General features: G+C 43.2%; 13 protein-coding genes. 5 read left to right on the top strand and 8 right to left on the bottom strand.

Going from position 1 to position 12,242, the window contains the following annotated elements; all coding sequences use genetic code 11:
* Window positions 1-2: 2 nt before the first annotated feature.
* The 3 genes from QGN29_RS10825 to hppD are packed head-to-tail and all read right to left on the bottom strand — an operon-like array spanning window position 3 to window position 2,699.
* Entirely contained in the window at window positions 3-1,013 is a 1,011-nt protein-coding gene (locus QGN29_RS10825) for a fumarylacetoacetate hydrolase family protein (RefSeq protein ID WP_310797875.1), read from the bottom strand.
* A 24-nt stretch (window positions 1,014-1,037) separates the two neighbouring features.
* Complete coding sequence (locus QGN29_RS10820; RefSeq protein WP_310797874.1) at window positions 1,038-1,580, bottom strand: VOC family protein; 543 nt, start codon at window positions 1,578-1,580, stop codon at window positions 1,038-1,040.
* 42 nt (window positions 1,581-1,622) lie between these two features.
* Window positions 1,623-2,699 (bottom strand): 4-hydroxyphenylpyruvate dioxygenase, encoded by a 1,077-nt coding sequence (hppD, locus tag QGN29_RS10815; RefSeq protein ID WP_310797873.1) that lies wholly within the window; start codon window positions 2,697-2,699, stop codon window positions 1,623-1,625.
* A 137-nt stretch (window positions 2,700-2,836) separates the two neighbouring features.
* On the opposite strand from hppD, the gene QGN29_RS10810 reads away from it, so the two are divergent.
* A complete protein-coding gene (locus QGN29_RS10810; RefSeq protein WP_310797872.1) occupies window positions 2,837-3,298 on the top strand; it encodes an Lrp/AsnC family transcriptional regulator in 462 nt (153 codons plus the stop codon).
* Window positions 3,299-3,365: 67 nt separating this feature from the next.
* A complete protein-coding gene (locus tag QGN29_RS10805; RefSeq protein WP_310797871.1) occupies window positions 3,366-3,845 on the top strand; it encodes a MarR family winged helix-turn-helix transcriptional regulator in 480 nt (159 codons plus the stop codon).
* A 17-nt stretch (window positions 3,846-3,862) separates the two neighbouring features.
* Here the strand turns inward: QGN29_RS10805 and QGN29_RS10800 are convergent, their stop codons facing one another.
* A complete protein-coding gene (locus QGN29_RS10800; RefSeq protein WP_310797870.1) occupies window positions 3,863-4,831 on the bottom strand; it encodes an asparaginase in 969 nt (322 codons plus the stop codon).
* A 38-nt stretch (window positions 4,832-4,869) separates the two neighbouring features.
* On the bottom strand, window positions 4,870-5,985 hold the full coding sequence (gene ald / locus QGN29_RS10795; protein WP_310797869.1) for an alanine dehydrogenase: 1,116 nt from the start codon (window positions 5,983-5,985) through the stop codon (window positions 4,870-4,872).
* A gap of 161 nt (window positions 5,986-6,146) precedes the next feature.
* Here ald and QGN29_RS10790 point away from each other — a divergent pair, with 161 nt between their 5' ends.
* Window positions 6,147-6,602: an Lrp/AsnC family transcriptional regulator gene (locus tag QGN29_RS10790; protein ID WP_310797868.1), complete on the top strand. Its 456-nt coding sequence runs from the start codon at window positions 6,147-6,149 to the stop codon at window positions 6,600-6,602.
* Here QGN29_RS10790 and QGN29_RS10785 read toward each other — a convergent pair.
* Window positions 6,587-8,353, bottom strand: coding sequence for a DUF885 domain-containing protein (locus tag QGN29_RS10785; RefSeq protein ID WP_310797867.1), 1,767 nt, complete (start codon window positions 8,351-8,353; stop codon window positions 6,587-6,589). The genes QGN29_RS10790 and QGN29_RS10785 overlap by 16 nt on opposite strands.
* 80 nt (window positions 8,354-8,433) lie before the next feature.
* Here QGN29_RS10785 and QGN29_RS10780 point away from each other — a divergent pair, with 80 nt between their 5' ends.
* Entirely contained in the window at window positions 8,434-9,456 is a 1,023-nt protein-coding gene (locus tag QGN29_RS10780; RefSeq protein WP_310797866.1) for an isoaspartyl peptidase/L-asparaginase family protein, read from the top strand.
* Window positions 9,457-9,609: 153 nt separating this feature from the next.
* On the opposite strand, the gene QGN29_RS10775 is transcribed toward QGN29_RS10780, so the two are convergent.
* The gene (locus QGN29_RS10775; protein ID WP_310797865.1) at window positions 9,610-10,062 is read right to left on the bottom strand and encodes a phasin family protein; all 453 of its coding nucleotides are present in this window, start codon (window positions 10,060-10,062) and stop codon (window positions 9,610-9,612) included.
* 222 nt (window positions 10,063-10,284) lie between these two features.
* Between QGN29_RS10775 and QGN29_RS10770 the strand changes: the two genes are divergently transcribed.
* The gene (locus QGN29_RS10770; protein ID WP_310797864.1) at window positions 10,285-10,914 is read left to right on the top strand and encodes an FMN-dependent NADH-azoreductase; all 630 of its coding nucleotides are present in this window, start codon (window positions 10,285-10,287) and stop codon (window positions 10,912-10,914) included.
* A gap of 10 nt (window positions 10,915-10,924) precedes the next feature.
* Here the strand turns inward: QGN29_RS10770 and QGN29_RS10765 are convergent, their stop codons facing one another.
* A complete protein-coding gene (locus QGN29_RS10765) occupies window positions 10,925-12,205 on the bottom strand; it encodes a DUF3667 domain-containing protein (protein WP_310797863.1) in 1,281 nt (426 codons plus the stop codon).
* Window positions 12,206-12,242: the final 37 nt, after the last annotated feature.

Raw genomic sequence — 12,242 nt, 5'->3', positions numbered from 1 at the left:
TCTTAGGACTGCTGAACAACTTTTTGATCTATTTTTCCAAAGATACTCTGGCCGTCTTGATCAAACATTTCAATGGAGACTTGATCACCAAATTTCATAAATGAAGTTTTCGGCGTTCCAGTTTCGATGGTTTCAATCATTCTAATCTCTGCGATACAGCTATATCCAACACCGCCCTCACTGATTGGCTTGCCTGGGCCATCATTCAACTTATTTGATACAGTACCTGACCCTATGATAGTACCGCTACACAGAGGTCTTGACTTCGCAGCATGAGCAATTAATTGACCAAAATTGAAAGTCATATCAATCCCGGCATTTGGCCGCCCAAAAACAGCTCCATTATAGGTTGAAACAAGAGGAAGGTGAAGAACACCCTCTTTCCAAGCATCACCGAGGCAATCTGGTGAGACACAAACGGGAGAAAAAGCGCTAGAGGGCTTAGATTGGAAAAAGCCAAAGCCTTTAGCCAGCTCCCCAGGAATTAAACCACGCAGTGATACATCATTCACAATCATGATCAGCTTAATATACGATAAGGCCTCTTCTGCAGATACGCCCATAGGCACATCCCCGGTTATGACAGCCACTTCTGCTTCAAAATCGATACCCCAGCCATCATCTTGAGGCATCACAATAGGGTCTCTCGGGGCTAGAAAGCTATCAGATCCCCCTTGGTACATCAGTGGATCCGTCCAAAAGCTTGAAGGCATTTCAGCATTCCGCGCTTTGCGTACCAATTCCACATGATTTACATAAGCTGAGCCATCAGCCCATTGATAGGACCGCGGCAGAGGTGAAGCACAGGAAGCTTGGTCAAATGGCTCGCCTGCCTCTTCATTTGCATTTAAATTCTCTGCGAGTTTTTCAAGCTGAGGACAAACTTCGTCCCAATTATCCAAAGCCTCTTGGAGCGTATGGGCAATATCCGCCGCTGACAGCATCCGATTTAAATCATCTGAGACAACTACTAAAGCGCCATCACGGCCATTATTTAGTGAAGCTAATTTCATTTGTCATTCCCTTACGTTAACCGATTACTTTTTCGGTGGAAAGCCAGTACCGTCATGCAACCAGGCTGCATGTTTTGGTGCTTTTTTTGTTTCATCCCATTCAGTCAACATTTCCCAAGCAACACGCTTTAGTTCCTGTTTCATGGCTGGGGTGCCTTTATTTGCTGCAAGTTCAAGGCGGTGCCCACTTGGGTCAAAGAAATAAATGCTTTCAAAAATCCCATGATCTGTCGGGCCAAGGACCTCAATGCCTGCAGCCACCAGACTCTCTTTCATTGCCAGAAGTGCAGCCTCACTCTCAACTTCGAATGCAATATGCTGCACCCACTCAGGAGAATGAGGATCTTTACCCTGTTTTGGAGAATTAGGTAGTTCAAAAAATGCAAGAACGTTATCACGCCCAGCATCCAAGAAAATATGCATATAAGGATCCGCTTGCCCCGTTGAAGGAACTGCATCTTCAGCAATAGCCAGCTGGAAATCCATTCCAAGATGTTTGGTATAAAATTCAACCGTTTCTTTGGCATTTACACAGCGATATGCCACATGATGAATACCTTTTAACATATTTATTCCCCTTTCAGCTATCAAAGCTGAGGTCAGACTAGTTTATTGATCACCGATAACACCGCGGTTCATTTGATCGCGCTCAATACTTTCGAAAAGGGCTTTAAAATTGCCTTCCCCAAAACCATCGTCATCTTTGCGCTGAATAAATTCAAAGAAGACAGGCCCTAACATTGTTTCACTAAATATCTGCAGAAGCAAGCGTGGTTGCTCACCGTCTGTCGTTCCATCAAGCAAAATACCCCGAGATTGAAGGTCTTCAATAGGCTCACCGTGACCTGGAAGACGCTCATCAAGCATTTCATAATAGGTTTCAGGAGGTGCCGTCATAAATTTTTGGCCATTTGCCTTTAACCGATCCCAACACTCAAGCAAATTATCACAGGAGAAAGCGATATGTTGGATACCTTCTCCGTTATACTGCATCAAGAATTCTTCAATCTGGCCGCCGCCTCCAGCAGCTTCTTCATTGAGCGGAATACGAATTTTACCATCCGGGGCTGTCATGGCCTTAGATAAGAGGCCTGTATATTCGCCCTTAATGTCGAAATAGCGTATCTCTTTAAAATTAAAGAGACTTTCATAATAATTTGCCCAGTAATCCATTCGGCCGCGATAGACATTATGCGTTAGGTGATCCAAAGTGTGAAAGCCACAGCCAGTCGGATGCCGATCAACCCCTTCGATCCAATCAAAGTCGATATCATAAATGCTGGCACCTTCTTCATACCGATCGATTAAATAGAGAATGGCTCCGCCAATTCCTTTGATTGCTGGCAATCTAAGTTCCATCGGGCCAGTTTCAACATGGATTGGCTGAGCGCCTTTTTCTAGAGCGTCGTTATAGGCTTTATGAGCATCTTTAACACGGAATGCCATACCACAAGCTGAGGGCCCATGTTCTTCTGCATAATAACCAGCATGTGATTTTTTCTCATAATTTGTAATAAAGTTTATATCACCCTGACGCCATAAGGACACGTTTTTAGAACGATGGTTCGCTACTTTTGTAAAACCCATACACTCAAAAATAGGTTCTAGGATGCCTTCTTTTGGAGCCGTGAATTCAACAAATTCAAAACCATCAAGGCCCATGGGGTTCTCAAACAAATCAGCCATTATATCTTCCCTTATTCATCTTGAAACATAATGGCATTATACACCAAAAATATGGACATATTGCCATATATCCTATAGATATCTAAAATAATAACAACATATGTATTATAATATAAAAAATAACGGACAAAATTTTCATGAAACTATCTACGGGTGACATCGCAATTTTAGAACAATTGCAGCAGGATTCAAACATAAGCCAACATGAGCTCGCAGAGAAAGTTGGCATGAGCAGAAGCAGCTGTTGGCGCCGCATCAGAGAAATGATTGATATCGGGTTAATCAAAAAGACTGTTGCTATCTTGAGTAGGAGGAAATTAGGATTAGAGATCACAGCCTATCTTGAAGTCTCAATGACTGAGCATAACGAGACGACGAAATCACAATTTGAAGGCCATATTATGAATTTAAGACAGGTATTACAGTGTTTCTCTGTCTCCGGTGAAAGAGATTATGTCTTGTTGGTTTCTACAAAAAATATGGATGCTTATGATCATTTTTTAAACACATACATTTTAACCCACCCCGCAGTTCGGTCTGCAAGATCAACCTTCACTCTAAGAGAAATAAAATACTCAACAGAGTATAATCTTCAATAAAGACTTGATCTTGAGTAAAAACCCTATGCATAATAGTTGCATATAAAACTAAATAAGGGCGACTTATATGCCAGACCAAAAGATGACCGATAACGCCATCGCTTTAGAGCTTGAAACCTTCCTGCCTTACAGGCTTGCCACGCTATCAACTCGGATTTCTCAAGCTATTTCAAAGTATTATATTGAACGGTATCAGATAACTGTTACTGAATGGCGGGTTATTGCTGTCTTGGGTGTCACCCCGGAAGTTTCCGCAGGCTACATCGGGCAAGTAGGGACGATGGACAAAGTTGCTGTCTCGCGTGCTGTGAATAAACTTCTAGAAAGCGGCTATATTCTAAGAGAATTTTCTGAGGAAGATAAAAGACGAAGCATCTTAAAATTGTCAGAAGATGGCTGGGGCATTTATAATGAGATCGTCCCACTAGCCAAAAAATATGAAGATGACATTCTAAAGGAATTCACCGCAACAGAACATGATGCCTTAGAAAGCATTCTGACAAAACTTGAAACTGTGCAACTCTCTCTTAGTAGTGACAAACCTTAGGATCGTCGTTCAGAATTCTACCAAAGGTCCGCATATTCTTTAAATAGCTGTCGCCAATTTAATCCAGCAGCAAGTGCTGTCTGTAGCAAAAGGCGCGCCTTCATACCATTGAGACGACCAGAGGGAACAAGACCTGCTTCTATCAGTCCAATTTCGGCCCCTTTGTATCCATAAGTTTTCTTCAAAACACGACCGCCGCCCGGACGCGCAGAGAGAATAACAGGCATATCATGAGCCAAAGATGCCAAGGCATCGTGCCATGCTTCACTTACGTGCCCGCCGCCAAAAGCTTCAACAACCAGCCCTTTAAAGCCTGCTTTTACAAAACCATCAAGAATCAGGGGATCTTGATCAAAGACGCACATCATATGGGCGACTGGAGGTAATTCTTTAGGGAGATCTAAAACTGCAAATCGAGAAAGAGATTGGTTAAAATGTGCCTCACTTTCTGTGATCACCCCCAATTCACCCCCATCACTGCGAAAAGCAGACAGATTAGATGTATGACTTTTACGAACCCGACACGGATCGTGAATTTCTCCATTCATAACAAGATAAACACCAGACTTATCTGAAGCTGCGACACGGATAGCATCAGATAAATTTGCTGGGCCATCTGCGCCTGGACTCGATGGATTGCGCATAGCCCCTGTAAAAACGAGAGGTTTGCTAATGGGCCAGTATAATCCTGCAAGAAAGGATGTTTCTTCCATGGTATCTGTGCCTTGGGTGACAACAAAGCCATCAGCATCGCTGTCCTTTGCCATTGTAATAAGTTTTGCAATGTCTTGATAGGATAGATTTGCACTGCCAACATTAGCTACCTGTTTGGTTCTGATGTCCGCAATATCTGTAATTCCTGGTATGGCAGAGATCAGATCATCCGCAGAGAGAATTGGCTTTACACCCTCACTTGCACCAGGGTCTGCTGACATGGCAATGGTGCCGCCAAGGGCAAATATATCTATGAGAGGCTTATGTTTCATACCCTCTCATAGCTTTTTTTTAATGCAAAGCCAATAGCTTATGAAATAAATTCACTGGCTGGGGTATAGGCAAGCCCTTGATCTTCAGAAACTGCTTTATAGGTGACTTTTCCTTCTGCAACATTCAAGCCTTCGAGCAGATGTGTATCTTCTGCTAGCGCCTGTTTCCATCCTTTGTTAGCAATTGTTATGGCAAAGGGAAGAGTTGCATTATTAAGCGCCATCGTCGATGTTCTTGCAACACCACCCGGCATATTCGCAACACAGTAATGCACAACATCATCAACAATATATGTTGGTTCCGCATGCGTGGTCGCTTTTGAGGTCGCAAAACAACCGCCTTGGTCAATTGCAACATCAACGAGGACAGATCCTCTTTGCATATCAGTGATATGCTGGCGTGTCACAAGTTTTGGTGCCGCAGCCCCTGGGATAAGAACCGCGCCGACAACAAGATCAGAGTGAAGAACATGATCTTCAATCGCGCCGGCACTAGAATAAATAGTTTTTACGCGGCCTTGAAAAATATCGTCTAATTGCTGCATTCTACGCACAGATCTATCAAGAATTATCACATCAGCACCCATGCCCACTGCCATACGAGCAGCATTTGTGCCAACAACGCCGCCGCCAATAATGGTTACTTTCGCAGGCTCAACACCAGGGACACCGCCCAAAAGCATGCCGCGCCCCCCTTGACTCATCTCGAGAGCGTGCGCACCTGCCTGAATAGACATCCGGCCAGCCACTTCACTCATCGGGGCCAGTAAAGGCAATCCGCCATGAGCATCTGTTACAGTCTCATACGCAATGGCGATACAGCCCGAGTTAATGAGGCCTTGTGTTTGCTCAGGATCTGGGGCCAAATGAAGATAAGTATATAAAATCTGGCCTTCACGAAGCATTGCACATTCACTGGCTTGAGGCTCTTTAACTTTCACAATCATGTCAGCTTTTGCGAAAATCTCTGCTGCAGATTCAAGGATGACTGCCCCAGCCGCTTGATATAATTCATTGGTAAAACCAATCTCAAAACCAGCATTAGTCTCAACAATCACCTGGTGTCCGTGGGCAATAAGCTCCCGGACTGACATAGGTGTCAACCCAACACGATATTCACGGTTTTTAATCTCTTTAGGTACGCCGATTAGCATCTTTTACTTCCTCTAATTCTCAGGGATGGGACCCCTCTAAAACAATAAAAGAAAGTATAATGACTTTCAGGAGACATGTCCTTGCAAAGAACACTTGAAATTGTTGCTGAATTGACAGTATATTGCGTTAAATATGAATTTTATCGAGGATTATTGTGACTATGCAAACAGATAAGATTGATCGTGCGATCTTAACGCAATTACAAGATGATGGAAAACTCTCAAATGTAGACCTTTCAAACCTAGTTGGTCTCAGCGAGTCGGCTTGCCTGCGCCGTGTAAAGCGAATGGAAACGGAGGGCATAATCACTCAGTATACAGCCATAGTCTCGGCAAAGACAATCGGACTGACAAGTTCCGTTTTCATTAGGGTGTCCCTTCAATCTCAGCAGGAAGAAAAATTGAAGCGCTTTGAACAAGCCGTGCAAAATGTCCGAGAAGTAATGGAATGTTACCTAATGAGCGGTGAAGTTGACTATATGTTACGAGTCATAGTAAGAGACGGTCAAGACTATGAACGCGTTCATAACATCCTAACTGCCCTACCCGAAGTTGCTCGTGTACACTCGTCCTTTGCTTTACGCAATGTGATCCGAAGAACTCACTTACCCCTTTGATTAGCAAGCGATGTTTCAATCCAGTCATTTATCTTCGCTTCCAACATATTTAACGGAATACCGCCCTCACTAACAATTTGATCGTGGAAATCCCGTACATCAAATTTCTTCGCCAAGGCCTTTGTTGCTTTTTCCCGAAGCTCAAGGATTTTCAACTCTCCCATCTTATAGGCAAGCGCTTGACCTGGCCAAGCGATATAGCGGTCAACTTCTGTGCGTATATTGTGCTTAGCGAGCGCTGAGTTCTCTTCCATCAAAGTCAAAGCCGCCTCACGGGTCCAGCCTTTCCAGTGTATACCTGTATCGACAACAAGCCTAAGCGCACGCCACATTTCATAACTTAGCCGGCCAAATTGTTCGTATGGGGTTGTGTAAATATCCATCTCAAGGCCAAGTTTTTCACTATACAACCCCCAGCCTTCCCCAAAGGCATGAGGATAATAGCCCCGCCTAAAAGCAGGAACATCCTGCATTTCTCGTGAGAGAGCGGATTGAAGGTGATGCCCAGGCATCCCTTCATGCAGTGTTAAAGCAGGAATATTATAGAGGGGGCGCTGAGGGAGATTGTATGTATTGACCCAATAGTAGCCTCCGCGCGGGGATTCTTTTGGTGCGCCAACATACCGTCCTGTTGTATAGTTGGGTGCAATACTTGCTGGAACGGCTTCTACACCATATGGCTGGCGAGGAAGATGCTTAAACAATTTAGGAAGTCGACCATCAATTTTTTTGGCCACATAGCTCGCATACATGAGCAATTCTTCTTCCGACTTCGCGTAAAACTGCTCATCAGTTCTTAAAAATTCAAGAAAATCATTGAAACTTCCCTTGAAGTTCACCTCTTTAATTATGTCTTCCATCTCAGAGCGAATACGTGCCACTTCGCTCAAGCCAAGCTGATGAATTTCCTCTGGTCCGATCTCAAGGGTCGTATAATATTTTACCATTGCAGGATAATAGTCTTCGCCCATCTTAAATGATCGAGCCCCCAGTGTTTTTCGCGCACGCGGGAAATATGTTGCCTTCATGAAATTATTTAACTTCACATAAGCTGCAATAACTTTGTCTCTGATGACTGTTTCAGCGTGAGCTTTTAGTCTCTTTTGATCCTCTTCAGAGATTGAGGCAGCCATCCGCTTGAACGGCGTATAGAAGACACTCTGAGAAATATCTTCAACTATAGGCGCAGAAAAGGTAGGCATGACCCCTTTAAGCACCACTTGTGGCATAGTAAATCCATCCTGAAGTCCAACTTTAAGATTTTCCGTTATATCATTGAAATAATTAGGAAGGTCACTTAATAATGTTAGATAATTTTCATAGTCTTCTATATCGTTAAAGCGCCTAGTAGAATGCGTACGCTGAACCCATGTATGGAACCCACTATCACTCATTAATGGATTGCGATATGTCTTAAAGCGATAGTCTAAAAGTTTGGTTTTCTGAATGAACAAAAAGAGATCATAGTTAAATTGCTCTTTAATAGTGAGCTTTGAACGGTCAATCCCTTTTAGTTTAGAAATAAAGCCTTTATATTTTTCGTGTCTATGCTTAAAAACATCGGGCGTAGATTTCTGAAACTTAACAACAGGTCCTGCCTTTTTCTGCTGAGGTGCTCTGCTCGGGAATTGCTCGTAGAAAAAACTCCGCTCTTCCTTTAACAAAGACTGGAATTTTTCACTTTCAGTGTCGAGTGCTTTGGCGCCAAAAGAAGAAAGTAAAGCGATCGTCGCTAGAATAAAAAATCTCATAATCATCCCCATAAAACATTCTATTGCATTCTAATTACTGTAAGTTATGCTTTTTTCTGGAAAATTCAAAGGGGAAAACGATGTTCAAAAAACTCATAACGATGACAGCAGTTGCACTTATAGTCTCGACACCGTGCTTGACTGCAGAAGTGCTGGACATAAAGGCTGAAGCAAAAGAAAAGAGATATTCGCTCGTAATCCATGGCGGCGCAGGAACAATTTTGAAAAAACACATCACTCCGGAGATTGAAAAAAGAATTCGAGGGAAACTTACAAAGTCCCTTCTAGCAGGTGAAACTATTCTAAAATCTGGGGGCTCTTCTTTAGATGCAATTGTGGCTTCCATAAAGATCCTGGAAGATAGCCCTGAATTTAATGCTGGTCACGGGGCTGTGTTTACGTCTGAAGGTAAAAATGAATTAGATGCATCCATCATGGATGGCCGCACTCTTAACGCTGGTTCGATTGCAGGGGTGACCACAATTAAGAACCCCATCACACTAGCAAGAGCCGTCATGGATAAATCCAGACATGTGATGTTCATTGGAAATGGGGCAGAAACATTCGCACGCGAACAAGGCATTGAAACCGTGGATCCAAGTTATTTCTATGTAGAGCGTCGCTATCAGCAACTCTTACGTGCTCAGGGCAGGGATAAATCTTCGGCCTATTTTAGTGATCATCGTTTTGGGACTGTGGGTGCCGTGGCTATCGATCAAGAGGGCAATATAGCAGCAGGTACATCAACAGGCGGCATGACCAACAAACGATATGGCCGTGTGGGTGATGTACCAATCATTGGTGCCGGTACTTATGCAAACAATAAGAGTTGCGGGGTCTCAGCTACGGGCCATGGAGAGTATTTCATTCGCGCAACCGTTGCACGAAGCATCTGCGCTTTAATGGAATATAAGGGCTTATCCCTTCAAGAAGCCGCAGATGCAATTGTCATGGAACAATTGGTAGAGATGAAAGGCGATGGAGGTATTATCGCTGTAGATAAGGATGGGAATATTGTTTATTCATTCAACTCAGCAGGCATGTACCGCGGCAAAGTAAGTCAAAGTGAAAAGCCTTCGACGGGGATCTTTAAAGACAATTAAATTGCCGGCTCTCTTAAAGATAAGAAAAGCCCTGCCTTAAAAAGACAGGGCTTAATTTTTGGTGATGGCACTTCCCTTAACTTGAGGGAGGGGGGAGAGGGAGAGGTAAGAAAACCACCATCACCTGAAATGCTGAATGCTCAGCAATCCGAATTATTTTACAGCTGTTTGAACTTCTTCAACAGATGCTGTGTAGCGCTCTTGAAGCACTGTGAAGGCTTTTTGGCCAGCTTCTGTTGTCATGTCAGCCACTTCGCGAACATTTTCACCCAGTGTCTTCACGTTTGCCTGTAGTTCAGCAATCTGCTTGTTAACATTGAACTCAGGAGCTTCATTCTGAAAACCTTTGACCGCTTTGTCATTAAGATCAGCAGCAACTATTTTTGCAAAATCTGCCTGTTTGGTTGCAACTTCCTTAGCACAATCAAACATTACACGATTGGCTTCAACCATTGCTTCCAGATTTTTCTTCTGAAAATCAAGAGCGGATTGTACATCGAATTGAGGTGCTGTCTCAAACATCTTCGTAAAGGCATCAAAACCAAAAACAGACTCTTGTGCAGGCTTTGCTTTTGCTTTTGTTTCTTTCTTTTTGGTCGCTGGCATTTTGCGATCCTTTCCAATTTAGGGCAAGGTTACATACTTTGCTGCATTGCAATATTTATCCCTGTATATCCATGCTGCACCGCAATGTCAATGATTATTTTGCACCGCAACATAAAAATATTTAAGTTTCAGAATATGCAACAAGACTTCCCATAAAATGCGTCTATACCTTTAATTCACCCTACCCTATAGTCAACTCAACAGCAAATATGGAGAAAAACTATGACAGCTATACTTAAAATTACTGCAAGCGCGAACCCAGGAGCATCCGTGACCACTACACTCTCCTCGCTATTTCTAGAGACAATCGAAAATGAAAAGAAAGATATTTCAATCACTGAGAGAGATATTTCCAGAGGTCTGCCTTTTCTCACACCTGAGTGGGTCGGCGCAAATTTTACACCTGAAGAAGAACGAAGCCAAGAACAAGCCAAGACTCTGCAGCTTTCTGACACGTTAATCGAAGAGTTAGAAAAAAGTAATCTCATTCTACTCTCATTACCCATCTATAATTTTTCTATTCCTGCTAGCGTTAAAGCCTGGATTGACCTCATTGCACGCGCACGGAAAACCTTTCGGTATACAGCGGACGGCCCTATAGGGTTGCTCGAAGGCAAAACACTTGTGCTTTTTGTTGCCAGTGGTGGCACGGCTGTGGAGAGCCCTTTAGATTTTGCTGTCCCCTATATGAAGCATGTATTAAAATTTATTGGGATTACGGATGTTCATGTTGTTGCGGCAGACGCTATGGCAACAGAACCTGATACATTAGAGATTGCAAAAGCCAAGGCCAAAGCCCTCGCAAGAGAGCTAGGGAATGGCATAGACGGACCCCTAAGAGAGGCCTCTTAATCAAAGACTTTTAGCTTGTTGCTGTTGCTGAAGATATAAGTTCAAAGAAGCTAACACCAGCAAGCTCCATCCAAACCCATACCATGACAAAACTCGTCAGGGCGATAAAATATACTGGCATAATGAGGATAAATTTAAAGAAGGTTCTAAACCAACCTTGTTTTTGGCCTACTTTCAAGGCGACAAAAAGATACCCTACGGACCCCAAGGAAAAGACATCTACGGCCACTTCCCCGCCGAAAATCGGTACAATGGGGATGAGGATAACCATCAAAAGCATCAAATAAGCATGATAATGTAGAGAAAAAACAAATTGATCCATTAATCGCTGATCTTTTCGCCAATGGAATATCCTTAGGAGAATGCCAAAAAGGGGCATGAAAATAATCAAAGCCCACTGCAGCCTTTCATTGATGATTCTATTAAATACCATAGGGTCTGCCAATGCCCTCGTAAGCTCGTCTTTAAAACGATCAGCCCATTCTTTTTTCGTCCCTGTCATAACAAGCCGATCAATTTGCTCTCGCGTGAGGGCTATTCGATCGTCTTCATCAGCAATTGGCGTGAGCATTTTTAATTTAAGACGGCTCATTAACCCACCCGTGTTATCCGTGGGTGTATAATAGGACTTATCTTTGAGAATTTCCTCCATCTCCAAGCCTGCGGCATCTGCAGCCTTTTTCAATTCTTCTTTCTCAGCCTCAGTCATCCGATCAATCACGTCAGCAGGTTTTTGTCGGATTGTAATAGCGCCTTTTTTGCTAACGATTTTCCCATCTTCATCTAGCACGATTGGATCAGGGTTCGTTTTCCTTTTTTCTTCGCTTTTAATATATTCTTCTTCCGGCGTGATCGACACATCAATTATCGGGATATTGAAAGCCTCCATAAGGATGAAGAATAAAAAGAAAGTCAGGACAAACAGCCTAATTGGTGGGACAAAACGAGCCCTACGACCATCCATATAGGTCCGGCTTAATCCGCCAGGAATGGCAACGAGCAAGAAAAGCGTCTTAAGAGTTTTACTATCCATTGAGAAAACATTATCAAGGATTTCTTCAGTGAATTCCCATATGGGGCGGCGCATCTCTTTATCTTTCTGACCACACAGATGACAGAAAGGACCACTCAGAGAAGCATTACAGTTCTGACAGCGGGCTTCTTTATTTTTTCTTATGGTGAGGGCTTGTCCACTTGCAGTACGTAAATGCTGCATATCGCGCAATTTACGACGACGACGCAGTTTAGTCGTCCACACTTCAATATGCGGGTTAATCCACCTTCCAAGCATCTCAGCCTCCCCTAATCGACACTCTCTATAATACTAT

This window comes from Temperatibacter marinus (assembly GCF_031598375.1).
GTDB lineage: Bacteria > Pseudomonadota > Alphaproteobacteria > Sphingomonadales > Kordiimonadaceae > Temperatibacter > Temperatibacter marinus.
The sequence above is the reverse complement of the archived record's forward strand: the minus strand, read 5'-3'. Positions and strand labels throughout refer to the sequence as shown.